General features: G+C 61.9%; 28 protein-coding genes. 14 read left to right on the plus strand and 14 right to left on the minus strand.

Annotated features, from left to right (window positions below; translation table 11 throughout):
- Positions 1 to 7: 7 nt before the first annotated feature.
- A complete protein-coding gene (locus AC0L24_RS20415; protein ID WP_473564110.1) occupies positions 8 to 1,987 on the plus strand; it encodes a glycoside hydrolase family 127 protein in 1,980 nt (659 codons plus the stop codon).
- Here the strand turns inward: AC0L24_RS20415 and AC0L24_RS20420 are convergent.
- Entirely contained in the window at positions 1,974 to 2,708 is a 735-nt protein-coding gene (locus AC0L24_RS20420) for a gamma-glutamylcyclotransferase (protein ID WP_127322398.1), read from the minus strand. The two genes, AC0L24_RS20415 and AC0L24_RS20420, sit on opposite strands and share 14 nt — an antisense overlap.
- Before the next feature lie 158 nt (positions 2,709 to 2,866).
- On the opposite strand from AC0L24_RS20420, the gene AC0L24_RS20425 reads away from it, so the two are divergent.
- A complete protein-coding gene (locus tag AC0L24_RS20425; RefSeq protein ID WP_127271036.1) occupies positions 2,867 to 3,559 on the plus strand; it encodes a DUF2270 domain-containing protein in 693 nt (230 codons plus the stop codon).
- A 97-nt stretch (positions 3,560 to 3,656) separates the two neighbouring features.
- Here AC0L24_RS20425 and AC0L24_RS20430 read toward each other — a convergent pair whose 3' ends face one another.
- The gene (locus tag AC0L24_RS20430; RefSeq protein WP_127271038.1) at positions 3,657 to 3,800 is read right to left on the minus strand and encodes a hypothetical protein; all 144 of its coding nucleotides are present in this window, start codon (positions 3,798 to 3,800) and stop codon (positions 3,657 to 3,659) included.
- 113 nt (positions 3,801 to 3,913) lie between these two features.
- Between AC0L24_RS20430 and AC0L24_RS20435 the strand changes: the two genes are divergently transcribed.
- From AC0L24_RS20435 to AC0L24_RS20450, 4 genes are all read left to right on the plus strand, one after another.
- Positions 3,914 to 4,045 carry a hypothetical protein gene (locus AC0L24_RS20435; protein WP_281061880.1) on the plus strand — a complete coding sequence of 44 codons (132 nt, stop codon included), beginning with the start codon at positions 3,914 to 3,916 and terminating at the stop codon, positions 4,043 to 4,045.
- A 174-nt stretch (positions 4,046 to 4,219) separates the two neighbouring features.
- Positions 4,220 to 4,663 carry an SRPBCC family protein gene (locus AC0L24_RS20440; protein WP_128288601.1) on the plus strand — a complete coding sequence of 148 codons (444 nt, stop codon included), beginning with the start codon at positions 4,220 to 4,222 and terminating at the stop codon, positions 4,661 to 4,663.
- A gap of 149 nt (positions 4,664 to 4,812) precedes the next feature.
- Complete coding sequence (locus AC0L24_RS20445) at positions 4,813 to 5,961, plus strand: amidohydrolase (protein ID WP_128288602.1); 1,149 nt, start codon at positions 4,813 to 4,815, stop codon at positions 5,959 to 5,961.
- A 43-nt stretch (positions 5,962 to 6,004) separates the two neighbouring features.
- Positions 6,005 to 6,478, plus strand: coding sequence for a VOC family protein (locus AC0L24_RS20450; RefSeq protein WP_164895650.1), 474 nt, complete (start codon positions 6,005 to 6,007; stop codon positions 6,476 to 6,478).
- 20 nt (positions 6,479 to 6,498) lie between these two features.
- On the opposite strand, the gene AC0L24_RS20455 is transcribed toward AC0L24_RS20450, so the two are convergent.
- From AC0L24_RS20455 to AC0L24_RS20465, 3 genes are all read right to left on the minus strand, one after another.
- Positions 6,499 to 7,500, minus strand: coding sequence for an NADP-dependent oxidoreductase (locus tag AC0L24_RS20455; protein ID WP_128288604.1), 1,002 nt, complete (start codon positions 7,498 to 7,500; stop codon positions 6,499 to 6,501).
- A gap of 59 nt (positions 7,501 to 7,559) precedes the next feature.
- Positions 7,560 to 8,426, minus strand: a complete 867-nt coding sequence (locus AC0L24_RS20460) for an alpha/beta fold hydrolase (RefSeq protein ID WP_128288605.1) — start codon at positions 8,424 to 8,426, stop codon at positions 7,560 to 7,562.
- Between the two features lie 85 nt (positions 8,427 to 8,511).
- On the minus strand, positions 8,512 to 9,327 hold the full coding sequence (locus AC0L24_RS20465) for an oxidoreductase (protein ID WP_128288606.1): 816 nt from the start codon (positions 9,325 to 9,327) through the stop codon (positions 8,512 to 8,514).
- Positions 9,328 to 9,430: 103 nt separating this feature from the next.
- Between AC0L24_RS20465 and AC0L24_RS20470 the strand changes: the two genes are divergently transcribed.
- The gene (locus AC0L24_RS20470; protein WP_128288607.1) at positions 9,431 to 9,994 is read left to right on the plus strand and encodes a TetR/AcrR family transcriptional regulator; all 564 of its coding nucleotides are present in this window, start codon (positions 9,431 to 9,433) and stop codon (positions 9,992 to 9,994) included.
- 55 nt (positions 9,995 to 10,049) lie between these two features.
- Here the strand turns inward: AC0L24_RS20470 and AC0L24_RS20475 are convergent, their stop codons facing one another.
- From AC0L24_RS20475 to AC0L24_RS20500, 6 genes are all read right to left on the minus strand, one after another.
- Positions 10,050 to 11,681 carry an ABC transporter ATP-binding protein gene (locus AC0L24_RS20475; protein ID WP_128288608.1) on the minus strand — a complete coding sequence of 544 codons (1,632 nt, stop codon included), beginning with the start codon at positions 11,679 to 11,681 and terminating at the stop codon, positions 10,050 to 10,052.
- A complete protein-coding gene (locus tag AC0L24_RS20480; protein WP_127326516.1) occupies positions 11,671 to 12,555 on the minus strand; it encodes an ABC transporter permease in 885 nt (294 codons plus the stop codon). The genes AC0L24_RS20475 and AC0L24_RS20480 overlap by 11 nt, the downstream gene beginning before the upstream one ends.
- Positions 12,552 to 13,598: an ABC transporter permease gene (locus tag AC0L24_RS20485; RefSeq protein WP_128288609.1), complete on the minus strand. Its 1,047-nt coding sequence runs from the start codon at positions 13,596 to 13,598 to the stop codon at positions 12,552 to 12,554. Before AC0L24_RS20485 ends, AC0L24_RS20480 begins: the two co-directional genes overlap by 4 nt.
- Before the next feature lie 88 nt (positions 13,599 to 13,686).
- Positions 13,687 to 15,294, minus strand: a complete 1,608-nt coding sequence (locus AC0L24_RS20490) for an ABC transporter substrate-binding protein (protein ID WP_127809716.1) — start codon at positions 15,292 to 15,294, stop codon at positions 13,687 to 13,689.
- Positions 15,295 to 15,415: 121 nt separating this feature from the next.
- Positions 15,416 to 15,769: a Rieske (2Fe-2S) protein gene (locus tag AC0L24_RS20495; RefSeq protein ID WP_023809364.1), complete on the minus strand. Its 354-nt coding sequence runs from the start codon at positions 15,767 to 15,769 to the stop codon at positions 15,416 to 15,418.
- Between the two features lie 11 nt (positions 15,770 to 15,780).
- Complete coding sequence (locus tag AC0L24_RS20500; RefSeq protein ID WP_127381872.1) at positions 15,781 to 16,863, minus strand: amidohydrolase family protein; 1,083 nt, start codon at positions 16,861 to 16,863, stop codon at positions 15,781 to 15,783.
- Positions 16,864 to 16,997: 134 nt separating this feature from the next.
- Here AC0L24_RS20500 and AC0L24_RS20505 point away from each other — a divergent pair, with 134 nt between their 5' ends.
- Both AC0L24_RS20505 and AC0L24_RS20510 read left to right on the plus strand, forming a co-directional pair.
- Positions 16,998 to 17,855, plus strand: coding sequence for a LysR family transcriptional regulator (locus tag AC0L24_RS20505; RefSeq protein ID WP_023809366.1), 858 nt, complete (start codon positions 16,998 to 17,000; stop codon positions 17,853 to 17,855).
- Positions 17,856 to 18,067: 212 nt separating this feature from the next.
- Positions 18,068 to 19,024 (plus strand): FAD-binding oxidoreductase, encoded by a 957-nt coding sequence (locus tag AC0L24_RS20510; RefSeq protein ID WP_473564111.1) that lies wholly within the window; start codon positions 18,068 to 18,070, stop codon positions 19,022 to 19,024.
- A 106-nt stretch (positions 19,025 to 19,130) separates the two neighbouring features.
- Here the strand turns inward: AC0L24_RS20510 and AC0L24_RS20515 are convergent, their stop codons facing one another.
- Both AC0L24_RS20515 and AC0L24_RS20520 read right to left on the minus strand, forming a co-directional pair.
- Positions 19,131 to 19,328 carry a hypothetical protein gene (locus AC0L24_RS20515; protein ID WP_127270219.1) on the minus strand — a complete coding sequence of 66 codons (198 nt, stop codon included), beginning with the start codon at positions 19,326 to 19,328 and terminating at the stop codon, positions 19,131 to 19,133.
- 119 nt (positions 19,329 to 19,447) lie between these two features.
- Complete coding sequence (locus AC0L24_RS20520; protein ID WP_127395712.1) at positions 19,448 to 19,681, minus strand: hypothetical protein; 234 nt, start codon at positions 19,679 to 19,681, stop codon at positions 19,448 to 19,450.
- 413 nt (positions 19,682 to 20,094) lie between these two features.
- Here AC0L24_RS20520 and AC0L24_RS20525 point away from each other — a divergent pair, with 413 nt between their 5' ends.
- From AC0L24_RS20525 to AC0L24_RS20540, 4 genes are read left to right on the plus strand one after another with little or no spacing between them, the layout of a single operon-like run.
- Complete coding sequence (locus AC0L24_RS20525; protein WP_127381869.1) at positions 20,095 to 21,099, plus strand: sugar ABC transporter substrate-binding protein; 1,005 nt, start codon at positions 20,095 to 20,097, stop codon at positions 21,097 to 21,099.
- Positions 21,096 to 22,097, plus strand: a complete 1,002-nt coding sequence (locus tag AC0L24_RS20530; RefSeq protein WP_127809714.1) for an ABC transporter permease — start codon at positions 21,096 to 21,098, stop codon at positions 22,095 to 22,097. Before AC0L24_RS20525 ends, AC0L24_RS20530 begins: the two co-directional genes overlap by 4 nt.
- Positions 22,094 to 22,858: an ATP-binding cassette domain-containing protein gene (locus AC0L24_RS20535; protein WP_127396575.1), complete on the plus strand. Its 765-nt coding sequence runs from the start codon at positions 22,094 to 22,096 to the stop codon at positions 22,856 to 22,858. The genes AC0L24_RS20530 and AC0L24_RS20535 overlap by 4 nt, the downstream gene beginning before the upstream one ends.
- Before the next feature lie 39 nt (positions 22,859 to 22,897).
- Positions 22,898 to 23,983, plus strand: coding sequence for a Gfo/Idh/MocA family protein (locus AC0L24_RS20540; RefSeq protein ID WP_127809713.1), 1,086 nt, complete (start codon positions 22,898 to 22,900; stop codon positions 23,981 to 23,983).
- A 15-nt stretch (positions 23,984 to 23,998) separates the two neighbouring features.
- Here the strand turns inward: AC0L24_RS20540 and AC0L24_RS20545 are convergent, their stop codons facing one another.
- Positions 23,999 to 24,274 carry a hypothetical protein gene (locus AC0L24_RS20545; RefSeq protein ID WP_127269574.1) on the minus strand — a complete coding sequence of 92 codons (276 nt, stop codon included), beginning with the start codon at positions 24,272 to 24,274 and terminating at the stop codon, positions 23,999 to 24,001.
- 144 nt (positions 24,275 to 24,418) lie between these two features.
- Between AC0L24_RS20545 and AC0L24_RS20550 the strand changes: the two genes are divergently transcribed.
- Positions 24,419 to 26,440 (plus strand): amidase, encoded by a 2,022-nt coding sequence (locus AC0L24_RS20550; RefSeq protein ID WP_292679726.1) that lies wholly within the window; start codon positions 24,419 to 24,421, stop codon positions 26,438 to 26,440.
- The last annotated feature ends 5 nt before the right edge of the window (positions 26,441 to 26,445 follow it).

Consider the following 26,445-nt stretch of genomic DNA (forward strand, 5'->3'; position numbering starts at 1 on the left):
TAAGTTCATGACCGCATCACCATCCGCAAAGACCGGAAAACCGAAGCTCGCCTTCCGCCCGCTGCCGGTGCCGCAGGTCGACGTGCACGGCTTCTGGGGCGACCGCGCCGACGCTGTCGCCACACGCACCGCCGACATCCTCTACGAGCGCTGCGTCGAGGCCCGCATGCTGGAGCAGATCGATCCGGACCGCCCCTCGCCCGGCATAGTCATCCCCTTCCACTCGCCCTCCCCCGACGAAGCCGACCGCCAGGACGCGGAATTCACTGGATCGACGGTGACCACGCAGATGTTCTGGGATTCCGATCTCGGCAAGACGATCGAGACCGCGGCCTACTCGCTTTACCGGCGCAAGAACCCCGAACTGGAGAAGAAGATCGATGCCGTCATCGACATGTATGGCAAGCTGCAGCAGGAGGACGGCTATCTCTCGAGCTGGTATCAGCGCATCCAGCCCGGCAAGCGCTGGACCAATCTGCGCGACTGCCACGAGCTCTATTGCGCCGGCCACCTGATCGAGGGCGCGGTCGCCTATTACCAGGCGACGGGAAAACGCAAGCTGCTCGACATCATGTGCCGCTATGCCGACCATATCGCGTCGGTGCTCGGCCCCGAGCCCGGCAAGAAGAAGGGCTATTGCGGACATGAGGAGATCGAGCTGGCGCTGGTCAAGCTGGCGCGGGTGACCGGCGAGCGGAAATACATGGAGCTGGCCAGATACTTCATCGACCAGCGCGGGCAGCAGCCGCATTATTTCGACGAGGAGGCCCGCGCCCGCGGCGCCGACCCGAAGGCCTATCATTTCAAGACCTATGAATACAGCCAATCGCACATCCCGGTGCGAGAACAGCACAAGGTCGTCGGCCACGCGGTCAGAGCGATGTACCTCTATTCCGGCATGGCCGACATCGCGACCGAATATGGCGATGATACGCTGCGGTCGGCGCTCGACCTTCTGTGGGACGATCTCACCACCAAGAGCCTCTATATCACCGGCGGGCTCGGGCCATCGGCGCACAATGAGGGGTTCACCAGCGACTATGACCTGCCCAACGAGAGCGCCTATGCCGAGACCTGTGCAGCGGTGGGCCTGGTGTTCTGGGCCAGCCGCATGCTCGGCATGGGGCCGAACGCCCGCTACGCCGACATGATGGAACGCGCCCTCTACAACGGTTCGATCTCGGGCCTGTCGCTCGACGGCTCGCTGTTTTTCTACGAGAATCCATTGGAAAGCCGGGGCAAGCACAACAGGTGGAAATGGCACCGCTGCCCGTGCTGCCCACCCAATATCGGTCGCATGGTCGCCTCGATCGGCAGCTATTTCTACAGCCTGGCCGACGATGCGTTGGCCATCCACCTCTATGGCGACTCGACCGCCCGTTTCGACATATCGGGCGTCCCGGTCAGCCTGACACAGGCGAGCAGGTATCCATGGGACGGCGCCGTCGAGATCACGCTTGAACCGCAGGCGCCGGTCGAATTGACCTTGCACCTGCGCATTCCCGCCTGGAGCGCCAGTGCCCAGTTGAAGGTGAACGGCGAAGCCATCAAGCTGGCTGAGATCACCAGCAACGGCTACGCCGCGATCAAGCGGACATGGAAGAAGGCCGACAATATCCGGCTCGATCTCGAAATGCCGATCGAGCGGCTCTATGCCAACCCGCAGGTGCGCCAGGATGCCGGCCGCGTCGCGCTGTCGCGCGGCCCGCTGATCTATTGCGTCGAGGCATCAGACAATGACAGCCAGCCGCATCGCCTGACGCTGCCGCGGACGGCCACTATCGAAGCGCAGCACCGGCCGGAACTTCTCGGAGGTGTGGTGACGCTGTCGACCGCCGCACTTGCCGATGCCGCCGACGGGTGGCAGGACGGGCTCTACAGGCCCGAGCCGCCGGCCACCGCCGAGACGCGCCTGACCGCCATTCCCTATTTCGCCTGGGACAACCGCGAGCCCGGCGAGATGCTGGTATGGCTCAGGGACGGGTGAGTTGTGATGTTAGCCCGATCTCTTCGGCCACCAGTTCCTGCAGCCGCCACAAATTGCGGTCGCGGATGCCGCAGGCTTCGAGGTGGCGGATCGTCTCGAAAAGATATTGCGCGCCCGAGCCCCAATGACCAACGGCTGTCACCAGCGTCGCCGCGATCGCCTGCTTGTCGAGGTTGCCGGCATAACGCGGATTGGCGGGATCGACGACGAAGCCAAGCGCGCGACATGGGCCGCCTTCGGTCCTGACCTGCAGCCAGCGCGGCACGTTGACGGCGGGCAGGATGGTCATTTCGCGGCGCAGGAGCGCTTCGAGGTTAGCCGCCACCGGTTCCGCGATCTCGAACACCATGCCCTGGCACTGGCCGCCGCGATCGAGCGCCATCATCAGGCCGGGCTGCTCGACCGTGCCGCGAAAACGCTGCACCGTGAAGCAGAACGAACGATGCCAGCCGCTGGCCACCGCGCGTTCTCCGCCCCTCACCTCGCCGGCGGGCTTCCACAACAGCGAGCCATAGGCAAATAATTTCAGCGGCCCGGCCGGAGCGCCGGCCAGCACCTCGTCGCGGATGCGCGCATAGTCGGCATCGGTCATGTGAACCATGCCCGGCGTCGGCCCGGCATCCTCGACAGCACGCATGGTGCGCGCGACCAACGCCTCGGTCAGCGCCATCGGCGTGTTGCGCGGGACCCTCGACGATGCGGTGGAAATGGCCTTGCTCATCTTCGCACTCCCAGCCCTACCGCCATGTTGCCGAAGGCTGAAGGATTCTCAAGGGCCGTGCAGCCGAGATAGATCACGAGTGGCCGATGCCGCTCTTGCGTGATGCGTCTTGGAACGATGTTGCCGGCAAACTGTTCTGTTCCTTGCCGGAGGATGCCATGAACGACGCGTCGGCACAGCCCGCTGGCCCCGTCCTTTCATCGGCGGAGCGCGTCAACACGCTGTCCCATTTCCACCGCGCCGAGATCGCTCGCATGGCGGGATGGCGCGACCGGCTCGACCTGACGACCAATTGGGCAATCACGGTGGTGGCGGCGCTGCTTTCGGTATCACTCTCGACGGCCAGTGCGCATCACGGCGTGCTGCTGTTCGCCATGCTGCTGATCCTGCTGCTGCTGTGGATCGAGGCGCGCCGCTATCGGTTCTTCGATTTCTATCGGGCGCGCGTACGCCAGTTCGAACGCCACTATTTCGCGCAGATCTTTTCCCCACAGCCCGACTTCGCCTCGGACTGGCTGCTCATCGTCGGCGAAGGCCTGCGCGCGCCGAAATTCCTGCTGTCGCAGCGCGTCGCGCTAGCCCGTCGGCTGCGGCGGAATTACATCTACCTGTTCTTGATCCTCTGGCTGGCCTGGGTGCTCAAGATATCCACACCCAGCCTTCAAACCGTGGGCGTCAGGACCGGCTTTGCCGGCTCGCTTCGCCAAGCCGTGGACAGCGCCGCCCTTGGCCCCGTTCCCGGTGTGGCGATCGTGGTTGTTGTGGCCGCATTCTATGTCGGGTTGCTTGCCATCGTCTTTTTCACGGCCGATGACGACGGCGAACTGTCCTTTGGCGACGTGCATGTTTGACGTTGATGTCCGGCGACACGCCGCTGCAATGCAAACGGCGGTCCGCGCGTTGACATGGTCGGTCCGCCGAAACGTTTGGGAGAACGGAACTGCGCGCCTAGATGCCGAAGAACTGCTTGCCAACCATGTAGCCCAGCGCCGCTACGACCAGCGGAAACAGTGCCGGCGCGGCTTTGCCTAGAAGGGAGACCTGCAGGTCCTTCGCCGGCGTATGACGTGCATTGCCGAGATTCTTGGTCATTGCTTGCCTCGGGTTCGAAAGACTCATTAGCAAATGCTGATTAACAGCATGGCCGCGTTAACGGCCTGATAGGAAATCAACTCTGATCAGATGCAAATTCGAATGATCGGCACATGGACGGCAAAGACGCGCTGCCCTATTTAGCGGCGTTCGAAGCATTGGCCGGGACGCGCTGCCTGTTCGCGCCAATCGGGAAAACCGCGCCTGAACAACAAGATGGCTCAGGAGCTCAATTTAGCAGATGACGCCAGCTCCAGAGCCGCCTCGCCCGAGCCTGGTGTTGATAAGCGCTGGTCGAACGGCAGGCCCGCGGCGTACACAGGCCGCACGCTGTCAAAAAATTCGCAAACCAATGTCGGACTGGCCAGGCTTCGTCCGTCCTTGGGGTATCGAACAGGCATTCATGAAAGGATCCAGCTATGCCCGGCACCGTACGTTTGCACCGCGTCCTGACGACCAGCCCGGAAAAGGTCTATCGCGCCTTCGTTGAAGCGGACGCGCTGGCCAAGTGGCTTCCGCCAAACGGCTTCACCTGCACGGTCCATAGTTTCGAGGCAAAGGTCGGCGGCACGTTCAAGATGTCGTTCCGCAATTTCACCACCGGCGACAGCCATTCCTTCGGCGGCGAGTACCTCGAACTCGTCCCGGGCGAGCGCCTGCTCTACACCGACAGGTTCGACGATCCCAACCTGCCCGGCGAGATACGGGTCACCGTGACCTTGAAAAAAGTGTCGGTCGGCACCGAAATCGATATCACCCAAGCCGGCATTCCGGACGTCATTCCGGTCGAGGCCTGCTATCTCGGCTGGCAGGAGTCGCTCAGAAACCTGGCAAAGCTCGTCGAACCCGAAATCAATCAATAGGCTGGGGCCGGAAGAACGGGTCGTTTCTGGCCTGCCGAAGCGTGAGACTTGGACTGTGGCGGGAACTGCCCTTTGTCGCTAGCAATTCATCATCGACATCCCCTGTGACTGGACGTGTCAATGAAGAATGCAGCGGAGGCTGAAAAAGCATGACTCTGACCAACCGAGACATCATCGAGTTGACCGCGTGGCGACGCCAGCTGCACCAGGCCCCGGAAATCTCGAATGAAGAGGAAAAGACGGCAAAGGAGGTTGTCGCCTTCCTCGCCGATACGGGGCCGGACAAGGTGCTGACACAACTCGGCGGGCACGGCGTCGCGGCCATATATGACAGCGGCAAAGCGGGGCCGACGGTGCTGTTCCGTTCGGAACTCGATGCCTTGCCTATCGAAGAACTTTCAGGCGTACCGCATTCGTCGCGCGTGCCGGGCAAGTCGCATATGTGCGGCCATGACGGACACACCGCGATCCTGGCATCCCTCGGCCGTCAGTTGGGGCGCGAAAGGCCTGCAAGCGGCCGCGTCGTGCTGATGTTCCAGCCGGCGGAGGAAACCGGCAATGGCGCGGCAGGCGTCGTCGCCGATCCGCGCTTCGGCGAGATCGCTCCGGATTTCGCTTTCTCATTGCACAACCTGCCCGGCGTGCCATTTGGCGAGGTGCGGCTCAAAGCCGGCGTGGTCAACTGTGCTTCACGCGGCATGCGCATCGTGCTGGAGGGCAAGACCGCCCATTCGTCCATGCCGGAGACCGGCATTTCGCCGATGCTGGCGGTCAGTGAGCTGATGCCGGCGCTGCCGGCGCTCGGGCGCGGGACCTTCGCCGATGACGACTTCTCCATGCTGACGGTCACCCATGCCGCGATGGGCGAAGCCGTGTTCGGCATCTCGCCGGCTCACGCCGAGGTGTGGGCCACGCTGCGCACCCGGCGTGACGAGCGCATGGCGAACCTTTGCGCTGCTGCCGAAGCACTGGTCGCCAGGATCGCGGGCGAGCATCGCCTTTCCGCCCGCTGGGACTATCACGAGATCTTCGTCGCCAGCGTCAACGCGCCGGACGCGGTGGAGCATCTGCGGCGCGCGCTCGATGAAGAGGGCGTCGCGCACGGCGAAGAAGCCCTGCCGATGCGCGCCTCGGAAGATTTCGGCCTGTTCGGCCGTAGTGCCAAATCGGCGATGTTCTTCCTCGGTGCAGGCGAGCGGCATCCTGCCTTGCACAATCCCGACTATGACTTTCCCGACGACCTGATCCCGATCGGGTCGAGGATCTTCATGCGCACGGCACGCAATCTCCTGGGTTGACCTCCGCCAATTCCAACGCCGAAAGGAACACGCAATGCCAAAGATGCCAAAGAACACGATTTGCCTCTGGTTCGACAAGGACGCCGAGGCTGCGGCGCGCTTCTACGCGGAGACCTTTCCCGACACCATGGTGGGCGCCGTTCACCGTGCGCCGAGCGACTTTCCGTCCGGCAAGAAAGGCGACGTGTTGACGGTCGAATTTACCGTTGCCGGCATTCCCTGCATCGGATTGAACGGCGGCTCCACATTCAAGCAGAGCGAGGCCTTCTCGTTCCAGATCGCCACCGACGATCAGCAGGAAACCGACCGCTACTGGAATGCCATCGTCGGCAATGGCGGCCAGGAGAGCGCGTGCGGCTGGTGCAAGGACAAATGGGGCGTGTCCTGGCAAATCACGCCGCGCACGTTGACCGAGGCCATGGCGGCCGGCGGCGAGGAAGCCAAACGCGCCTTTGATGCAATGATGGAGATGACGAAGATCGACGTCGCGGCGATCGATGCAGCCCGGCGCGGCTGACCTCGATCGCAGCTGAGTTGCTATCGGACCTTGATGACGACCTTGCCCTTGGCGCGTCCTGTTTCGACATAGGCCAGCGCCTCGTTGGTCGCCTCGAAGGGAAAGACCCGATCGACGACCGGGCGGATCGCGCCGGCTTCGATGAGCGATGCGATCTTGCTCAACTGCTCGCCCTGCGCCCACATGAAGAGAAACGAGAACGTCACGCCACGGCGCTTGGCTCTCGCTCGAATACCGCGGCTCAGCAGGCGAAGCACCAGCTTCAGCACCATGTTCAGTCCTTTTTCCCTGGCGAAGTCGGGATCCGGTGGGCCGGAGATGGAGATGAGCTTGCCCCCCGGTTTCAAAACATTCAGTGACTTTCCAAGTGTCTTTGTGTCCTGGCTGTTCAAGACGACGTCGTAGCCCGACAGCACTTTTTCGAAATCGTCTTTCCTGTAGTCGACGACGACATCGGCGCCGAGCCCCTTGACCAGGCCGGCACTCGCCGCGCTGGCGGTGGTCGCAACGGTCGCGCCGAGATGCTTTGCCAGTTGGATGGCGAATGTCCCCACGCCGCCGGATCCGGCTTGAATGAAGACCTTCTGTCCCCTCTTCAGGTTGGCCCTTTCGATGAGCGCCTGCCAGGCGGTCAGGCCGACCAGCGGGATCGAGGCCGCCTCCTCCATGCTGAGGTTCCCGGGCTTCAGGGCCACGTCGGCTTCATCCATGGCTATGAACTCGGCGAACGTCCCGATCCGGCCATCGCGCGGCCGCGCATAGACGTCGTCGCCGAGTTTGAACTTGCGGACTTTCGATCCCACGCGGACAACCCTCCCGGCCACGTCGTGACCCAGGATGAACGGCCGGCGATAGGGCAGGATCAGCTTGAACTCTCCGGTTTTGACCTTGGAATCGAGCAGGTTCACCGCCGCGGCGTGGACCTCGACCAGCACATCACTGTCCCCGAGTTTCGGCTCCGGCATTTCGGCCAGCCGCAGCGTGCCGTTCTTGCTGTATTTGTCGACGACGAATGCCTTCATGGCAGTGACTTTCTGAGAGATTGTTGATGTTCGGGACGAAAGCCGCCCGGTGAGAGGTGTCAGGCCTCGAGAAAGGCCAATGCTTTCGGAACGAAATTCGCGTGGTTCTGGAACACCCCGCCATGGCCGGCATCCGCATAGATCACCAATTGCGCCCCCGGAATGCGGCGGGCGAGATCGTGGGTATTGACGCTCGGCACCATCCTGTCGTGATCGCCATTTGCGATCAGCGCAGGGACGCGGATGGCGCTCAAATCTTGCGGCGCCTGTAGTCCATAAGCCTTCACCGCCCGGAGTTGCGCGCCGAACGCGCTAAGCGATATCGGCCTGTCGCGGTCGGCCTTGCGCTCTGTCAGCCGCTGCAGGAACGCCTTCGCGGCGCGGCGCCCGTTCACCGTTCTGGTGAAAAACAGATAGTATTTCGGATCCCGAAAAGTCAGCGCACCCTTGATCATGTCCACGATCGTCAGTGGCGTCATCTTGTCGATGCCTTGGCCGCCGGCCGGCCCGGTGCCGGCCAGGATGAGCTTGCGCACAAGCCTGGGCTCGGTCAGCACGATCTCCTGCGCCACGAAGCCGCCGAGTGAGAAACCGAAGAGATCGACTTGATCGAACCCCAGCGCCCGGACAAAGGCGACCGCATCCCGTGCCATCTCGGCGATGCGTGACGGCGTTTTGCCGCCTGAAGCACCAACGCCCCTGTTGTCGAAGGCAATCACCCACCGGGTCGCGGCGAGGCCATCGACGATGCGTGGATCGAAATTGTCCAGTTGAGCGCCGAGATGGTTCAGCAGGATTACCGGCACGCCCGTCCTTGGTCCGAGCTGCCGATAGACGAATGCCGTGCCGCCGACATCGGCGGAGTGCGTTGGCGTGTCCTGGAACGATGCCCGTAAGTGGGGCGACCGCTTGAACCCATGTGTCATGCTTGGCACCTCCGCCTTGCGGGGGCTGGCCAATCGTGTTGTCGTTGCCAGTCGCATGTGCGTAAAATCCTCTGCTCGCTGTTGTTCAAACCGGCAGGCGGAACTGTTTGCGCAGGCTCTTGTCGAATATCCCCGCAGGAGCAAAGCGACGCAGCAGGCTGACTTGGTGCGCTGCCCTGCCGGCGGTGTAGCGCCGTTGCGGACGGGCATCGGTCGCTGCTTTGACGACCACCTGCGCCACCACCTCCGGCCGATCGGCTACGGGCATCACATCGCGAAGCAGCGCTTCCAGCGTAGCTCGAGCCTGATCGTATTCCTGCAACGACGAATCCGGTTGGATCCCGTTCTGGTCGAAGACAGTGCGAACGAATGCCGGCTCGATGACCGAGACGCGGATATTGAAGGCACGAACCTCGTGGTCGAGCGATTCCGAATAGCCCTCGAGCGCGTGCTTGACCGCCGAATAATGCGCTGAATACGGCGCCGGCACCAGTCCCAGCACAGAGCCGATATTGACGATGCGCCCCTCGCCACGCCGCCGCATCGACGGCAGCACCGCATTGGTCATGCGGATGACGCCGAACAGATTGACGTCGAACAAGGCCTGCACCTGTGCAATCGAGAATTCCTCGGCGCCTCCAAGCTGGCCGACGCCGGCATTGTTGACCAAGAGGTCGATCCGGCCGGTCTGCGACAGCACCGTCGAAACGAGTGCGGCAACGGCCTCACCGTCGGTCACGTCGCAAACCAGCATGGTCACCCCGTCCGGGCCGTTGTCGGCCTTGCGCCGGCTGGTTCCGAAGACTGTGAACCCCGCCTTTGCCAGAGCCTCGGCACTGGCGCGGCCAATGCCCGAAGAGGCTCCCGTCACAACAGCGGTTTTTTCGGAATTCGCATTCATTTCGTGCTCCAAAATCATGAGGGCTAGCTTTTTTGCGCCCGTTGAATTACAGTCGTAATATCAGATTACACTCATAATGCAATAGCAGAAAGGAATAGCAGCCATGCGCTACGAAAAGGGCCGGAAGGACGCCTCGCGCGGACGGATCCTGGAGGTCGCTGCGGAACGCTTTCGCGGCGACGGCATCGCCGCGTCCGGACTGGCGACCATCATGAGCGACGCCGGGCTGACGAACGGCGCCTTCTATCCGCACTTTCAATCCAAGGCGCAGCTTGTCCGCGAAAGCGTGGCGGCGGCGATGGAGCTTCAGGCGCAGCAACTGGCGGAAGCATTGGCTTCGGGCGTGGAGATGGCCATCGGCACGTATCTGTCGGCCGAGCACCGGGACAATCCCGGAAAGGGCTGCGCGTCAGCCGCGCTGCTGCCGGAGCTCGCCCGTCAGCCGCCTGAGACGCGTGAAGCCTATACAAACCACCTGCTGGCTTTGGTGCGCCAGTTGGCGCAAGCGCTACCGCAGGCCAAGGATCCGGAGGGCGTGGCGCTGGCTGTCTTCGCAACGCTCCTCGGCACGCTGCAAATGGCCCGCGCCGTGGGCGGAACGGAATTGTCCGATCGCATCCTCTCGGTGGGGAAAGATGCGGCGAAGACGCTGATCGAGCAGCGTTAGCGCTCCAGGAAGCTGACAGTGAGGAACATGCCGGGCGCTGACGATAGCCGATCCGTCAGATCTTCCGGCTGGCCAGCAGCCTTGTCAGCCAGTCCGGATTCATTTCCGGAACAGAGGACAAAAGCCGTTCGGTATAGGCCGCGTGCGGTGGCGTGAGAACTTCGCTCTTCAATCCCTGCTCGACGACTTTGCCGCGGTGCATGACGACGATTTCGTCGGCTATCGCGCGCACGGTAGCAATGTCATGGGTAATGAAGATGTAGCTCATTCCGAGTTCACGTTGGAGACGTATGAGAAGCTTGAGAATTTCCTCTTGGACGATCTGGTCGAGCGCGGACGTGATCTCGTCGCAGATGATAAGCTCCGGATCGGCAGCCAACGCCCGGGCAATGCAGACGCGCTGTTTTTGGCCACCCGACAGCTCGCCAGGCAGGCGTTCCAGAAAATCCTCGCTCATCTCGACCATGTGCATAAGTTCGCCGATCCGGCGATCCCTCCGCGCGCCCTTAAGGCCGAGGTAGAATTCGAGCGGCCGAGCTATGACTTCTTCGACCGTTTGGCGCGGATTCAGGGCGTTGTCGGGCATTTGATAAATCATCTGGATGCGGCGCAGGACCTCCTTCGGCCGCGTCTTCAGGCCCGTGGAAAGAAGCTGGCCGGCAAAAGAAATCGAACCTGAAATTGGCGGCAAAAGGCCGGTGACGACTCGAGCGAGCGTCGATTTCCCCGAACCGGATTCGCCGACCACAGCCACGGTTCTTCCGCGCGGAACCTTGATGGAGACATCCTGGAGCACCTTGACCTTTCCTGCATAGGCCGCGGTAACGTTGTCTATCGTCAGCAGATAGTCATCGGCTGGAACTTCGGGCTTGGCGAGCTTGCGTACGGCCCAGAGCGTTTTTGTATATTCCTGGCTGGGCGAGGCCAGCATCTGGCGTGTATCAGCCTCCTCCACGGTACGTCCGTGGCGCAGAACCATGATACGATCCGCCATTTGCGCCACCACCGCCAGGTCATGCGTCACGTAGATTGCAGCGGTGCTGAATTCCTCCACGATGTTGCGAATGGAAGCTAGAACTTCAACCTGCGTGGTCACGTCGAGCGCCGTTGTTGGCTCGTCGAATATTATGAGGTCCGGACGACAAGCCATTGCCATCGCTGTCATTGCCCGTTGCAACTGCCCGCCGGAGACCTGATGAGGATAACGAAAGCCTATGGTCTCCGGTTCTGGGAGCTGAAGGCGTCGATAAAGATCGACGGCGCTCCGGTTCGCCTCTTCCCGGCCGGCAATTCCATGCGCCACCGCGGTTTCGACGGTTTGTTCCAAGAGCCGATGTGCCGGATTGAAAGAGGCAGCCGCGCTTTGCGCGACATAGGCAATGCGGGAGCCCCTGAGGCGACGGCGCCCTTTTTCATTGACTGCCAGAAGATCAATCCCGTCGAACAGGACCGAGCCTTGCATGATCCGGCAGCCCGGCTTGGCATAACCCATTGCGGCAAGGCCAATGGTGGACTTGCCGGCGCCTGACTCTCCGATCAGCCCAAGAACCTGGCCCCGCTTCAGCGTCAGATCGACCCCGTGGACAATGGGATGCCACCGCTCATCCGAGAACCCCTCCACATGCAGATTGCGGATTTGAAGCAGATCCTTTCCTTTTTCGCGTGGGCCTGGGCCGCTACTTTTCATCCCGCAACCCGCTTGTTGCTTGCAGGAACCAGTCCACCACGAAATTCACGGACACGGTAAGGAGAGCAATCGCGCCGGCCGGAAGTAGCGGGGTGACATCGCCGTAGGTGATTAGGGTCGCGTTCTCGCGCACCATTGATCCCCAATCGGCCGTCGGCGGCTGAATACCGACGCCGAGAAACGACAGCGCCGCGACTGTCAGGAACACGAAGCAGAATCGCAAGCCGAACTCGGCGACCAGTGGCGGCATGACATTGGGAAGGATTTCCCTGGCGATGATCCATTTCGGTCCCTCGCCGCGTAATCGTGCCACCTCGACATATTCCATCACCGCCACGTTAAGCCCGACGGCGCGAGAAAGCCGAAAGACCCGGGTGGAATCCAGAAGCGCAATGATGACAATCAGGCTCGTGATCGACGAGCCGAAGATCGTCAGCAGCACCAGCGCGAAGATCAGACTCGGGATTGACATCAGCACGTCCACCGCACGCGACAAGATCTGGTCGAGCCACCCCCTGTACAATGCGGCAAGAAGGCCGAGCGAGACGCCGACCGCGAAGGACAGCAACGTGGTCGCGACCGCGATAGCGATGGTGTTGCGCGCACCGTAGATCAAGCGGGTGAGCATGTCGCGGCCGAGCTGATCGGTTCCCAATTTGAACTCCTGGCTCCACGGCGCGAAGGCTTCGCTGAAAACCTGCGTCTCGCCATATGGGGCTATCCAGTGCGCGAAGACCGCAACAAAGACGTAGCCGAGGATCACGACGATGCCGAACCATGCGCTGAACGGTGCCTTCTTCAGCGCAGTTTTCGCCCGGGTGGCACGCGAGCGCCTCAGCCTTTGAACCGCCGCGACAGATTCGGATCTGGTCATCGCGGGTGCAAGAGCCTGGGATTGGTGGCGATGGAAATAATGTCGGCTAGCAGGTTGAGAAGGATGTAAGTCGCGGCGAAAATCAGGGCGCAGGCCTGGACAACCGGAACATCCCTGGATTTCACCGCGTCAACCATCAGCTGGCCGATGCCGGGGTAGACGAAAACGACCTCGACCACGACCACTCCGACGATGAGATACGCCAGGTTGAACGCCACCACAGTGACGATCGGAGCCCAGGCATTGGGCAGGGCATGCCTCAGCACGATCACCATCGGGGACATTCCCTTGAGGCGCGCCATATCGATGTAGGGGCTTGCCAGCATGTTGATGATGGCCGCTCGGGTCATGCGCATCATGTGGGCCACGATTACGAGCGTAAGCGTGATTGCCGGCAGGGCGACTTTCCAGAGATGCTCCCAAAATGGCGTCTGACCGTTCACATTCGACAATGTCGGAAATTTGGGAACCGCATTGAGCATCCAGTTCAGCAAGACAGTGAGCCAATGAGGCAGCGTTTGAGCGAAATCGGATCCGATGAACGTGTCGCGCGAGATCACCAGGTAGGCGAGCATATAGGCGACGAAAAATTCCGGGAATGAAATGGTTGTCAGTGTCGCGACATTCACCAGCCGGTCGAACCAGCCGTTGCGGTACAGCGCAGCCAGAATGCCAAGCCCCAAGGCCAGAGGAACAGCTATCAGCGCAGTCACCGCTGCAAGGAACATCGTGTTGTAGAGGCGTGGTGCGATGATCTCGGCCACGGTACGCCGATATCCGGTGCGGCTCGCAAACGAAGAGCCGAAATCGCCATGGAGCATCTGGGCGACCCAAACGAAGTAGCGCTCGACAGGCGGGCGATCGATGCCGATTTCCCGCTGGAACGCGGCGACCGTTTCGGGCGTCGCCGATTGCCCGAGCGTGGCCTTGGCGAAGTCGCCTGGAAGCATTGCGATCGCAGAGAAGATAATGATGGACACGATGAACAAAGTGACCAGGCCGAGGCCAAGGCGCTGCAGGACCGTTCTTGCGACGGGGTTCATGTGCGTGGCGTTTCCCTTTGGGCGGCAGCCCTGCACTCGGAGCCAGCTGACCGGAGCCTCAAAACCATCGCGGCTCCGGCCCGCCATCTCATGCCGTGGCGATCCACCAGCGTTCGGCCATTTTCAGTCCATCGTTCTCCCAGTTGGGCGCCACATCACCGTGTGCGAGCTTTTTGGATTGGGCGCTGACGAAATTGTTGAAGACCAGCACGATGCTGCCGCCGTCATCGTGGGTTAACTGCTGCATCTCGGCATACATCGCCGCTCGCTTGGCCTCGTCCGTCTCGGCGCGCGCCTGGACAAGTAGTTCGTTGAAATGGGGATTTTTCCAGAAGGATTCATTCCAACTGGAGTCGGCGGCGAAGGCTTGCGTGAACATCCAGTCGGCCGTCGCCCGACCGCTCCAATAGGAAGCGCACCAGGGTTTCTTCAGCCAGACATTGTCCCAATAAGCGTCCTCGGCCTCACGCACGACATTGACGTCGATGCCGCATTGGGCTGCCGTTTCGCGAATGAGCGAAGCCGCGTCCACGGCGCCGGCAAAAGCGGCATCGGCGACCGAGAGGTCCACCTTCAGGTTCTCCATTCCGGCCTTTTTCAGGTAGTGCTTGGCTTTTTCCGGATCGAAGCTGTGTTGCGGTTGCGGATCCTTGGCGAATTTGATGGCCGGCGCGATCGGGTTGTCGTTGGCCACAGTGGCGTGGCCAAGAAAGATCTTGTCGACGATTTCTTGGCGATTGATCGCCCATTTCAATGCCATTCGCACGTCTGGATTATCAAATGGCGCCATCGTGACATTCATCGGCAAGGTATAGTGCCCATAACCAGTGACTTCGACGATCTCCACCTTGGGATTGCGTTTCAACATGCCGAGGGTCTTCAGGTCGGCGCGGCCGATATAGTCCACCTCCCCCGTCGACAGCGCCGCCATGCGAGCGGCAAGATCCGTGATGGCGATGAACTCCACCTCATCGAGATAGGGCTTGCCGTTCTTGAAGTAGTTTGGATTGCGCTTGAGCTTGGCCGAAACGCCGGGCTGGAAATTCTCGACGACGAAAGCACCGGTGCGAACGCCTGAAGCCCAATCCGCCTTGCCATCCTTGGCCGGCATGATGACCAGATGGTAGTCACTCATAATGTAAGGGAAATCGGCGTTGCCGCTCTTGAGCGTGAAAACCACCGTTTCCGGGCCATCCGCCTTGATGTCGGCGACGGAGTCCAACAGCGATTTCGCCGCCGATTTGGTGTCCTTGCCCATGTGATATTGCAAGGAGGTCACGACGTCATCCGCCGTCACGGTCTTGCCGTTGTGAAAGGTTGCGCCTTTGCGCAGCTTGAAGGCCCAGGTTTTGGCCCCATCCGAAGTTTCAAAGCTCTCGGCGAGGTCCGGTTGGACATTGCCTTTGGCGTCGACCTCAGTGAGGCTGTTGGACAGCGAGCCCGAAAATGCGGTTTGTGTGAACGTGTCGGGGTAGCCGGCCGGATCGATCGAATCCGTCGTCGCGCCATGAGCCATGCCGAGCTTGGCGAAGCCGCCCTGCATCGGTTCGGCCCGCGCCGTGCTCACGAACAGCCGGTCGGCGGCGGCAACGGTCAGGCCCGCGGCCAGCCCAAGATGAATGAAATCGCGACGGGAAACCTTGCCGCCTCCGATCAGGCTTTGCGCGATACCAAGCTTGTATTCAGATTCTGACATTTGACTCTCCCATTGCGGAGTTCTCCGCGTTATTTCTCGTCAAGCACCGGCGAACAAATCTGCTTATCGGCTCCCGCCACCTTTCCTTCGAATTTTTCCAATCCCAATCGGCTTGCGCCAATCAGGCCGTCACGTAGATGCCACCGGCTTCGACGGTGACTGGAAATGTGCGCGCGCGAACGGACGGATCGACCAAGGCCGCGCCTGACTTGATGTCGAACTCCCAGCCGTGCCAGGCGCATCGAACGATCTCGTTTTCGCGATGATAGATGAATTGCGCCTGTTCAACGGGCGCGGTTGTGCCGCATTGCGGCCCCTCGCAAAGCGGAGCGCCACGGTGCGGACAGACATTCAGCAGCGCGTGGAATGAATCTCCGATGCGGAAAATCCCGACCGAAAGGCTGCGGATCTTGGCGATGAACGGAGACCCTGTTTCGATCTCGTCGACGCGGCAGATATATGTCTTCTCGGGCATCGTATGCTTCCTCAGGCGGCATTCGCGGCTTGCGCGCGGGGGATGCGTTTGTAGACTTCCAGCGCGTTCAGTCCCATGATCTTGCTCCTCCAGGCAGGAGGGATTTGCAGCGTGTTGGCATCGTCGTAATCCCAGTGCGGATAGTCCGATGCAAACATCAGCGTGTTTTCTCCGTCCATCGCTTCGAGCGTGGACCAGAGATGTTGGATGTTTGCAGGCTGCTCCAGCGGCTGCGTGGAAAAGCGGATGTTGCGCCGGCAATATTCAGACGGCAGCATCTTCAGCCATGGCGTCTCCTTGCGCAGCGCTTTGTAGTCGGCGTCCAGGCGCCAAAGGACCGACGGAACCCAGGCGACGCCGCATTCGATGATCACGAAGTAGAGGTCCGGCCATTTCTCGAAGACGCCATGGGCGATCATGCTTGCCACGTGCGACATCGCCGACATGTGCAGAATGGCATGCGTTTCCCAGAAGAATGTTGTCGGGGCGGGAGCAATGGCAGTTGAATTCACGCCGCCATGCCCGCCCAGATGAATGGCGAATGGCAACCCCACTTCCGCGCAGGCTTCGTAGATCGGGTGGTAAAACGGGTCGCCATACGGCTTGACGGACCCCTGGGAGGCGAGAACCTGGACCATGCGCGGATGACTGCCAAGACGGCGAATCTCGGCGGCAGCGAGCTTCGGATCCTGTGGCGCGATGATGATCGAGCCCATGAAACGATCGTCTTTCGGCAACCACTGATCGATCTGATAATCGTTGTACGCGCTGACCAGAGCGCTGGCATAGTAAGGGTTAGCCAGGGTCGACGCCTCGATAGGCTCATCGCCGGTCAGGATCGCCACGTCGACTTTGTATTTGTCGAGGTGCTTCTCTTTCATGATGAGATAGTTGTCGGCTTCCGTTTTCGGACGGATGTCCTTGCGGGAGAAGTCCTGCGGGTGGAACCAGGGCCGATGGCCATGCGGAAAGGCGCCAACGGGACCTGTTTTCTCGCCCTCGATGAACATGTCTTTCCACAAGCCGGAGAGATAGGGCTCCAACACGGTGGCGCTTGACCAGTAATTATGACAGTCGCAGTCGACTATGAACACTTCTTCCGCTCCGTATCCGTATCTCGTCCCGGCGGCGCTGCCGGCCGTTGATCTGCTGCAGCTTCCGCCTTGAGTATTGTTTGATCAAGCTTATGATACGTGGAATATGATCGAGTTTTTCGATTGGAGATTTCATGCAACTTGATCACATCGAGACCTTTCTCGACATCATCGAATCGAGAAACTTCAATCGCACCGCGGATCGGCTAGGATTGACCCAGTCGACGATCAGCACCCGCATCAAGAACCTCGAGAGCGCAATCGGGTCCGAACTGTTCCAGCGCGGACGCGCCGGGGCGGAGCCGACCGCCGCAGGGCGCCGGTTCGAAGCTTATGCAAGATCCTTGCTGTCCACATGGTCGCAGGCTCGCCACGATGTCCGGGCGTTCAATCGTTTCGAAGGCACCTTGCGCGTCGCCGCGCAGGTCGGGATGACCCGCTCGGTTTTGCCGGGTTGGGTGGAGACGCTGTGTCAGGCTCTTCCCAAATCGTCGATCCATGTCGAGTCGGATTATTCAAACCAGATGGTCAGCGACCTGAGCATGGGAAATCTCGATATCGCAGTGCTTTATGCCCCGCGATACCTACCCGAAATCTCCTATGAGCATTTGATGGTTGAGGAATATGTGATGGTTTCCACGGTGGCCAGAACCCTCTCCGAGGTCGATCCCGAAACCTACATTCGTCCGGGCTATACGGTCCTGCTGGAGAAGGCCCATGCCGAATTGCTCGGCGAGTTGGCGATCTGTCGCCTTTCCATGGGATCGGAAACCTTGGCGGAGATGATGCTACGGCGCACGGGCGGCACCTGCTATATGAGAAGTGACGATGCGCGCAGGTTCGCCCTCGAACGCCCATCGTTCATCGTCGAAGGCGCTCCGACGCTGCATCAGCCGGTCCATACGGCCATCCTGGCGCGCCGCAAACACGAACCGATCATCCGCAAGGGAATCCGCGCCCTTCACGTTGCCGTGATGTCACTGGATATGTAATCGAAATAATCGATCATAACTCGGGAGGGATGCTTCTGTTGCGGGGGGCCTGGAACTGGCATCTTGGGTTCGACTTCGAACCGAGATGAATGATGAACGCACACGTTTCCTTGGGGGCCCCCGACCTCCTGCCGATGAGGCATCATCGGCAATGGGCACAAACCACATCGCAGCTTGTACTCTGCCGTCGTGTAATCGAGGAAACGCCCGATGTGAAAACTTTCGTTTTCACATCCCCGACGGATCGGATGTTCTGCTTCAGCGCGGGCCAGTATGTGCTCGTGCACCTCAAGATCGAGAGTGCCGCGGTGACGCGCTCCTACTCTGTTTCGTCACCACCGACCCGACCGCTCGACCTGCAGATCACGGTGAAGCGAACACCGGGCGGCCTGGTTTCGAATTGGCTCCACGACAATTTGGGGGCGGGCGACGAGATCGAGATCGAAGGGCCGCTCGGCTCATTCAATCTCGATGACCTGCCCTATGAAAAGCCGCTCTTCCTTTCGGGCGGCAGCGGGATAACGCCGGTGATGTCCATGCTGCGTGCGCTTACCGACCGCGCGGCCGACCAGGATATCTCATTCGTTCATAGTGCCAGAACGCCTGGTGACATAATCTTTCGACGGGAATTGGACGCACTTGCCTCTCGCTTTCCCAACGTAAAAGTAACGTGCGTTTGTAGCCAGGAAGATCCCACCTGGAGGGGGCCGACTGGCAGAATAGACAGTCAGATGCTGCTGACCCTCGTTCCCGATCTCCACAACCGCACTATCTTTGCCTGTGGCCCTGAAGCGTACATGAAAGCCGCACGTTCCTGCCTGGATGCGATTGGCGTGGCTCCGTCGCGGTACCACCAGGAGAGCTTCGGCGGCGGCAGCAGCCCTCAGTTGGAACCGGCCCCGGCAATACCATCTTCGGTCCGTTTCGTCCGCTCCGGGATCGTGCATAACTGCTTGCCCGGAGAGACGCTGCTGGAGGCGGCGCGCCAATGTGGGGTCTACGTCCCAACCGCCTGCCAGCAGGGAGTTTGCGGCACATGCCGCATCGCCAAGCTGTCCGGCGAAGTCGCCATGGAGGATCTCGGCGGGCTGGCCCCTGAAGAGAAGTCGGCCGGCTATGTCCTGGCATGCTGCAGCCACCCTCAGGGCGCGGTTTCGCTCGATCTTTAACCCCGGGTGCTTGGTTCAGCATTGAAGCCGGCGCAGTAGTGTTGAACTGCCGGTGAAGGCGTTGCCGGAGTAGCGGACTGATGCCCATCGACCCCAGCCGATTTGCTCAGAAGTCGAGAGCCACCATCATACCGCGGACTTCGGCCATTTCCAGCAGCAGGTCCTGCAGTCTGTCGTCCAGCGCGGCACCGGTCAGCGCCAGAAGCTCGGTAATGCTCTCTCTCATCGATATGACGGCGGCGCCTGTCTTCTCGGCGAGCAGCCGTCCGATGGCAGCCCGGATCAGCTCGTCCTGATCAGACATGCTTCACCTCCCGACGCACTGCAACCTCTCCTTGCTTTCCATGCCTCACCGCCGCTTTCGACAACGTGCGTGATTTTCCCATACGGTATGTTTTTTGATGCGATCGCGGGCGGCTTTGCTCACGCCAGCAGATCGTCTTTATCGACCTGGCAGTCGTTCAAAGCCGCCAATGAAGGCAGCAGCGAAAAATGGCCGGGTTGGACCGTTTCAACCGCTGCAAGCAGCTCCTGCGGCACTTCCTGCCGATAAAGCCCGGTGCATACGCCCCCTTCGACCCTTGCCGGCAATTCCGTGATTGCGTCGAAAATCGGAAATGTACCCGTTGGTTCTTCCAGGTTCTCGAAACGCCCCACCCGAAACCTCCTCTTGCGCAAAAGTAGCGACTAACGCCGCTATCCCCAAGTGGTTCCCTAGGCCGGCACATTTTTTCGCGCCTTGGTTGTAGCGCATGCCGGTAGGACAGTCATGCCCCCAGGGTGCATCGTCAAAATCGGTACGCACCACTTTTAAATCTTGACGCGTGTCAATTTTTTATAAAACATGCGCAAACGCCGGATTGGCATCGGCCGGCGCTCTGGGAGGAGCAATGCCTGACATCGAAAAGTGCCCAAACCTCGGCTGCAGTCCGCACATTCCAAAGCGGGCAGCAATCTGTTGGCGGGACCATCGCGCCAGGCGCCGGGGTCGCTTGCGCGCCGTCTAACATTGCAGTCACCGGACAGCGACATTGATGCAGCCCATAAAACAATCAGGAGGAGGAAAAACCATGCGTATGTTCAATTGCCTGAAGCTTGGCACGAACCTGCTTGGCGCAGGCATGCTTGCAGCCATCGTCGCAGCGCCCGCCCATGCCGAGGATACGGCGAAAGTCGCGGCCATCGTCAAAGGCCTCGACAATCCGTTCTTCCAGACCATGCAGAAGGGCATCGAGGAACAGGCCAAGGCAAACGGCGTGAATGTCAGCGTCCAGGCCGCCGCCAATATGGGTGACGCCACCGGCCAGGCCGACCGCCTGACCGCCATGGCCATGCAGGATTTCGATTGCTACCTGGTCAACCCGATCAGCGTCTCCAATCTCGTCCAGGCGCTGGTGCCGGTCGCCCAGAAGAAGAAGCCGATCGTCAACATCGACTCGACCATAGACCCCGAACAGGCCAAGGCCGCCGGCTTTGCCGTCTCGACCTATATCGGCACCGACAATGTCGCCGCCGGCGCGCTGGCCGGCGAAGAGATGCTGAAGCTGGTGCCGAAGGGCTCCAAGGTCGCGCTGGTCGCCGGCATCATCGGCGATGTCGGCTCCAACGCCCGCATCAAGGGCTTCAAGCAGGCGGTGGAAGGCAAACTCGACATCGTGGTGATGGTCAGCGCCGACTGGGATCGCGAAAAGGCGCTGACCGCCGCCACCGATATTCTCGCCGCGCACCCGGATCTCGCCGGCTTCTTCGCCGCCAACGACATCATGGCGCTCGGCGTCGAGCGCGCCGTGCGGACCTCGGGCAAGGACGTCAAGGTGATCGGCCTCGACGGCATCGTCGACGCGCTCAAGTCGATTGCGGCAGGCGAACTCACCGCCACCGTCGCCCAATATCCCTATGTTGTCGGCGCCATGGGCCTCGAGGCCTGTGCAGTGGCCGCCAAGGGCAAGGAACTGCCGGCCAACGTGCCGGCGCCGGTGCTGTTGATCAACAAGGACAATGCCGAAGCCTCGCTGAAGAACTTCCCGCGGCCCGGCGGCGACTATCCCGATCCCTTCCGCGAGATGCTGAAGTGAGCACACCAGCAGACAACGCACCCGCCGCCCATTCGGCGGGTGCTGAGGAGAGCCGTCCCTCCCTGGCGGCTCTCCTCCTCGATCCGTCCTTCTGGGCCGACTGGGCATCCGTCGTCGGCCTGGTCGGCCTCGTCATCGTCTTCGGCATCGCCCAGCCGGTCTTTCTCAGCGTCGCCAATCTGCAGGCGCTGCTGTTGGCGGCGGCGATCCTGGTGGTGCTGTCGATCGGCCAGACCTTCGTCATCGCCACCTCGGGCATCGACCTGTCGCTGGCGGCAGCCGTCATGCTCGGCGCCATCATCCTCGGCCTCGTCAACGCCGCCGGCTACGGCATCTTCGTCGCCTGCGGGCTCGCGGTTCTCGCCACCAGCGCCGTCGGTTTCCTCAACGGGCTGATCATCACCGCAGGCAAGATCCCCGACTTCGTGGTGACGCTCGGCACGCTGTCAGGCATCACCGGCCTTGGCCTCATCCTGTCGGGCGGCGAACCGACCATGGTCGGCTCGACCTTCCTGCTCAGGCTCGCTTCCGGCTCGCTCGGACCGTTCGGTTATCCGGTCTGGGTAGCAATCGCAGCCGTCATCGTCGCGCATATCGCACTCTACCACACACGCTTCGGCGTGCATCTGCTGGCGACCGGCGGCCAGACCGAAAGTGCCGGCGCGCTGGGCATCCGCACCAACCGGGTCAAGATCGCCGCCTATACAATCTCGGGCTTCTGCGCCGGCATCGCGGCCATTCTTCTGGTCGCCCGCATCGGCTCGGCCGAACCGCAGATCAACACCAGCCTGCTCTTGAACTCGGTGGCGGCGGTGGTGCTGGGCGGCGTCAGCCTGTTCGGCGGCCGCGCCAGCATTCTGGGACCGGCGATCGGCGCGCTGATGCTCACAGCACTCGTCAACGGCCTGACCTTGCTCAACGTCTCGGCCTTCTACCAACCGCTTGCCGTGGGCGCCATCGTGGTGCTGGCGGCCCTGATCATGCGGTATCAGAAATGAGCGCGCCCCATCACATCCCCGCCGCTGAGGCGATCATCGCCTGCGAAGGGCTGAGCAAGCATTTCGGCGGCATCCGCGCCTTCACCGACGTCGCCTTCCAGGCCCGTCGCGGCGAGGTCACCGCCGTCATCGGCGACAATGGCGCCGGCAAGTCGACGCTGATCCGCAGCCTGGTCGGCGTGCATCAGCCGGACACCGGCAATTTGTTCTTCGACGGCCGGGCGCGGCCCTTCGCCAACCCCGACGAGGCACGCAAGGCCGGCATCGAGACCGTGCACCAGAACCTGGCGCTGATCGACGAATTGACGGTCGCGCAGAACCTGTTCCTCAACCGCGAGATCGTGCGCCGCATCGGGCCGTTCGCTTTCCTCGATCGCAAGGCGATGAAGCGCGAGGCCCGTTCCATGCTGTCGCGGCTGTCGATCAACGTGCCGTCGATCAACCAGCGTGTGCGGCGCTTGTCGGGCGGCCAGCGGCAGGCGATCTCGATCTGCCGCGCTGTCGGCTCCGGCGCCAAGCTGGTGGTGATGGACGAACCGACGGCAGCACTCGGCGTGCAGGAGACCGCCAATGTCGAGGCTCTGATCCGGCGTCTGCGCGAGCAGTCGGTCTCAGTCATCCTGGTCAGCCACAATTTCGATCAGGTCCGCCGCCTGTCCGACCAGATCTGGGTGATGCGGGCGGGAAAGATGGCGGCGACCGTGCGCGCTTCCGAAACGTCCGGAAACGAGCTCGTCGCGCTGGTAACCGGCGCGGCATAGTCCTGCAGCATCAGACTTGAAATCAAAGGGAGTTCGCCTGTGGCACCAATTCGTGTCGGACTGATAGGTCTTGGAGAGGTCGCGCAGTCGATCCATCTGCCTGTGCTGGGCGATCAGCGCGACCGCTGGGTGATCGCGGGCGTGTACGACGTGTCGCCCAGCCTGGTGTCACTCGTCACCTCTGAATTTACGACGGCAAAGGCCTTCGACACGGCCGAGGCGCTGATTAGTTCGCCCGACATCGACGCGGTGTTCGTGCTGTCGTCCGACGACACCCACAGCCGCTTCGTGCGGGCGGCGATTGCAGCCAACAAGCATATCCTGCTGGAAAAGCCCGCCTGCCTGACGGTGCGCGAAATCGACGATCTGCTGGCGCTGATGCCGGGCTACGACAAGACCCTGTTCGTCGGCTATATGCGCCGCTACGCGCCGGCCTATCTGGCGGCCAGGGACGAACTGCCGGCATACGCCGACATCACCCATGTCCGAATCTTCGACCTGATCTCGGAAGGCCGGCACTTTCTCAAGAAGAGCCAGAACGTCCTCTATCCCAACGACATAGACCCTACCCTGCTGGCGCGTGGCGCAAGCGAACGCGACGCGCTGATCCGCGAGGTGGTCGGCGCCGACGCGCCGGCCGATCTGGTGCGCGCCTATCGCGGGCTGACGGCACTTTCCTCGCATCACATTTCGGCGATGCGCGGGCTGATCGGCGAGCCGGCGCGCGTGCTGGCCGCGCACCGCACCAATGGCGGCGCCAACACATCAGTCACCTTCGACTACGGCCATTTCGCTTGTCTCTACGACGCGGTGGTCGACGATCTCGGCCTGTTCGACGCCATGATCGAGGTGCGCTCGAACACCAGGCGTGTGCGCATTCTCTACGACACGCCCTACATCCGAAGCCTGCCGACGCGGCTGGAGGTCACCGATGCCGGCCCGCTCGGCCCGGTGACGAAAACCTTCGGGCCTCTCTACGGCGATGCTTTCTCGAATGAACTCGAGATTTTCCACCGCCACATCACCGAAGGCACAAAGCCTCTGACCGACCTCGCCGATTCACGCCGCGACCTGGCGCTGATGGCCGAGATCATCGAGCGGATGAAGGAGAGTGACGGGCGCTGAGGCGCTGCCTGCCGCCTACTTCCCACAGTGATGATCGTTGATCTTGTTCACCGCATTCGCGTCGGGTCCGACGCGATGGTAGGAGCACGCGCCGGCCGCCGTCGTCACCAACTGCTGATCGTAGTAGCGCGGGCCGCCGAACAGGATGTCGATGAGATCGCCTTCGGCGGGAACGTAGCGTTCGGATTGGACCCGGCGGTCGTGGTGCCGGTCGCCAGCGAAAGCCGGGGCGCAAGCGCTTGAGCCCATGGCGACAGCGAGAGCTAGGATCGCAACGCATTTGGTGGTCATGCCAATACCCTCCTGGCCATTCCGGAATCACACCATACATCCAAAACCGCCAGCCGGACAAAAGTTCCGGAGCAGACCGCGATAGGCTCTTGCCGAAGCCAGCTGCCTCGCTCATCCATGGTGCGTGGAAATGTGGAACCTGTGATGACCGATGCCAGCCTTCATCTCGTCGAAGCGACGATCGACCAACTGCGCCGCGCGCTTGATGACGGCACCGTCACCAGCGTCGAACTGGTCGGGGCTTATCTCAGGCGCATCGGGCATTTCGACCGCCACGGCATCAGCCTCAATGCCGTCCCAGTGCTCAATCCTGATATGTTCGAGGAGGCGGCAGCCTCCGACCGGCGCCGCCGCAACGGCGCCGTGCTCGGACCGCTCGACGGCATCCCCTACACCGCCAAGGACAGCTACAAGGTGTCAGGCCTGACGGTGGCGGCCGGTTCGCCCGCCTTCGAGCATCTCATCGCCAATGAGGACGCCTTCACCATTGCCCGGCTGCGCGCCGGCGGCGCCGTGCTGATCGGGCTGACCAACATGCCGCCAATGGCCAATGGCGGCATGCAGCGCGGCGTCTACGGTCGCGCCGAGAGCCCCTACAATGGCGACTATCTGACCGCCGCCTTCGCGTCGGGCTCGTCCAATGGCTCCGGCACGGCGACGGCGGCCAGCTTCTGCGCCTTCGGGCTTGGCGAGGAGACCTGGTCGTCCGGCCGCGCGCCGGCCACCAACAATGCGCTGGTCGCCTACACGCCGTCGCGCGGCGTCATTTCGGTGCGCGGCAACTGGCCCCTGGTGCCGACCATGGATGTCGTGGTGCCGCACGCGCGGACAATGCCCGACATGCTCGAATTGCTTGACATCATCGTCGCCGACGATCCCGAGACGCGAGGCGATTTCTGGCGCGCGCAGCCCTGGGTCAAGCTGCCGAAAAGCTCCGATATGCGGCCGCCCCGCTATACCGATCTCGCACTGGCGGGATCGTTGAAAGGCAAGCGCCTGGGCGTGCCCAGAATGTATATCGGCCGCGACAGCGAGGCCGATGCGCCGATCGAAACCCGCGCCTCGGTGCTTGCCCTGTGGGAGCGGGCCGCGGCCGATCTCACGCGGCTTGGCGCCGAGGTGGTCGAGGTCGATTTTCCCGTCGTTTCCAACTATGAGCGCGACCGCCCGGGTGCTCGCACCATGGTCGAGCGCGGGCTGATGCCCCAGGAGTTCGCCGAGCGCGAACTCTGGGATCTCTGCATCTGGGGCTGGGACGACTTTTTGCGCGCCAATGTCGACCCGGCCTTGCCCGATCTCGTTTCGGTCGACGGCCCAAAGATCTTCCCGCAGCCGCCCGGCACGCTGCCCGATCGCTATGAAGGCGGCTTCGACCTGAGGGAATATGTCGAGCGGGCATGGTCCGGCGTCACGCCCTTCGTGGACATTCCAACGCTGGAAGAGGGACTGAAGGGACTGGAAGCGACAAGGCGGATCGATTTCGAGGACTGGCTGGACGCGCAAGGCATCGACGCCGTGGTGCTGCCTGCCGCCGCCGATGTCGGGCCGGCCGATGCCGATATTGATGAGATGTCCGCCGACCTTGCCTGGCGCAATGGCACCTGGGTCGCCAACGGCAATCTGGTCTGGCGCCATTTCGGCATCCCCACCGTCACCGTGCCGATGGGAACCATGGCCGATATCGGCATGCCGGTCGGCCTCACCTTTGCCGGCAAGGCCTATGACGATGAGAGACTGCTGCGCATGGCCGGCGACTTCGAACGCTCCACGCAGCGCCGCACCTGCCCGCCGCGCACGCCGGAACTTGACGACGATGTGTTTTCAGGCCGTCCTGCCCGAGCCGGCGACAGCAAGGTGCCAGCGTTCGCGATCACGCTTGCCGCCGAGACGCGGCCTTCCGGCGATCAGGACGAGATCGTCATCACGCTCGAACTGCCCGGCGAGGCCGCCGAAACGGCCAACATCCAGGTGCATGTCAACGGAGAGGTCGTCGTGCTGCAGCGAAGCGGTGCGCGCCTCAGCGGGCATGCCCTCATTCCGGCCGCCGAGCATCAGCGCTTCCACAGCGTCTGGCGTGGCTCCTACGGTTCGATCGTGACGGCGGTGGTGCGGCTGGAGGATGGGCGCACCGCTGGCGCCTTTGCGGTCACCGGCGGGATAAAATGAGTGCT

This window comes from Mesorhizobium sp. WSM4809, assembly GCF_055811655.1.

Coding starts and splice junctions, on each gene's coding strand:
- AC0L24_RS20415 (WP_473564110.1), top strand. CDS start 8: ATGACCGCATCACCATCCGCAAAGACCGGAAAACCGAAGCTCGCCTTC.
- AC0L24_RS20420 (WP_127322398.1), bottom strand. CDS start 2,708: ATGAGCAAGGCCATTTCCACCGCATCGTCGAGGGTCCCGCGCAACACG.
- AC0L24_RS20425 (WP_127271036.1), top strand. CDS start 2,867: ATGAACGACGCGTCGGCACAGCCCGCTGGCCCCGTCCTTTCATCGGCG.
- AC0L24_RS20430 (WP_127271038.1), bottom strand. CDS start 3,800: ATGACCAAGAATCTCGGCAATGCACGTCATACGCCGGCGAAGGACCTG.
- AC0L24_RS20435 (WP_281061880.1), top strand. CDS start 3,914: ATGGACGGCAAAGACGCGCTGCCCTATTTAGCGGCGTTCGAAGCATTG.
- AC0L24_RS20440 (WP_128288601.1), top strand. CDS start 4,220: ATGCCCGGCACCGTACGTTTGCACCGCGTCCTGACGACCAGCCCGGAA.
- AC0L24_RS20445 (WP_128288602.1), top strand. CDS start 4,813: ATGACTCTGACCAACCGAGACATCATCGAGTTGACCGCGTGGCGACGC.
- AC0L24_RS20450 (WP_164895650.1), top strand. CDS start 6,005: ATGCCAAAGAACACGATTTGCCTCTGGTTCGACAAGGACGCCGAGGCT.
- AC0L24_RS20455 (WP_128288604.1), bottom strand. CDS start 7,500: ATGAAGGCATTCGTCGTCGACAAATACAGCAAGAACGGCACGCTGCGG.
- AC0L24_RS20460 (WP_128288605.1), bottom strand. CDS start 8,426: ATGACACATGGGTTCAAGCGGTCGCCCCACTTACGGGCATCGTTCCAG.
- AC0L24_RS20465 (WP_128288606.1), bottom strand. CDS start 9,327: ATGAATGCGAATTCCGAAAAAACCGCTGTTGTGACGGGAGCCTCTTCG.
- AC0L24_RS20470 (WP_128288607.1), top strand. CDS start 9,431: ATGCGCTACGAAAAGGGCCGGAAGGACGCCTCGCGCGGACGGATCCTG.
- AC0L24_RS20475 (WP_128288608.1), bottom strand. CDS start 11,681: ATGAAAAGTAGCGGCCCAGGCCCACGCGAAAAAGGAAAGGATCTGCTT.
- AC0L24_RS20480 (WP_127326516.1), bottom strand. CDS start 12,555: ATGACCAGATCCGAATCTGTCGCGGCGGTTCAAAGGCTGAGGCGCTCG.
- AC0L24_RS20485 (WP_128288609.1), bottom strand. CDS start 13,598: ATGAACCCCGTCGCAAGAACGGTCCTGCAGCGCCTTGGCCTCGGCCTG.
- AC0L24_RS20490 (WP_127809716.1), bottom strand. CDS start 15,294: ATGTCAGAATCTGAATACAAGCTTGGTATCGCGCAAAGCCTGATCGGA.
- AC0L24_RS20495 (WP_023809364.1), bottom strand. CDS start 15,769: ATGCCCGAGAAGACATATATCTGCCGCGTCGACGAGATCGAAACAGGG.
- AC0L24_RS20505 (WP_023809366.1), top strand. CDS start 16,998: ATGCAACTTGATCACATCGAGACCTTTCTCGACATCATCGAATCGAGA.
- AC0L24_RS20515 (WP_127270219.1), bottom strand. CDS start 19,328: ATGTCTGATCAGGACGAGCTGATCCGGGCTGCCATCGGACGGCTGCTC.
- AC0L24_RS20525 (WP_127381869.1), top strand. CDS start 20,095: ATGCGTATGTTCAATTGCCTGAAGCTTGGCACGAACCTGCTTGGCGCA.
- AC0L24_RS20535 (WP_127396575.1), top strand. CDS start 22,094: ATGAGCGCGCCCCATCACATCCCCGCCGCTGAGGCGATCATCGCCTGC.
- AC0L24_RS20545 (WP_127269574.1), bottom strand. CDS start 24,274: ATGACCACCAAATGCGTTGCGATCCTAGCTCTCGCTGTCGCCATGGGC.
- AC0L24_RS20550 (WP_292679726.1), top strand. CDS start 24,419: ATGACCGATGCCAGCCTTCATCTCGTCGAAGCGACGATCGACCAACTG.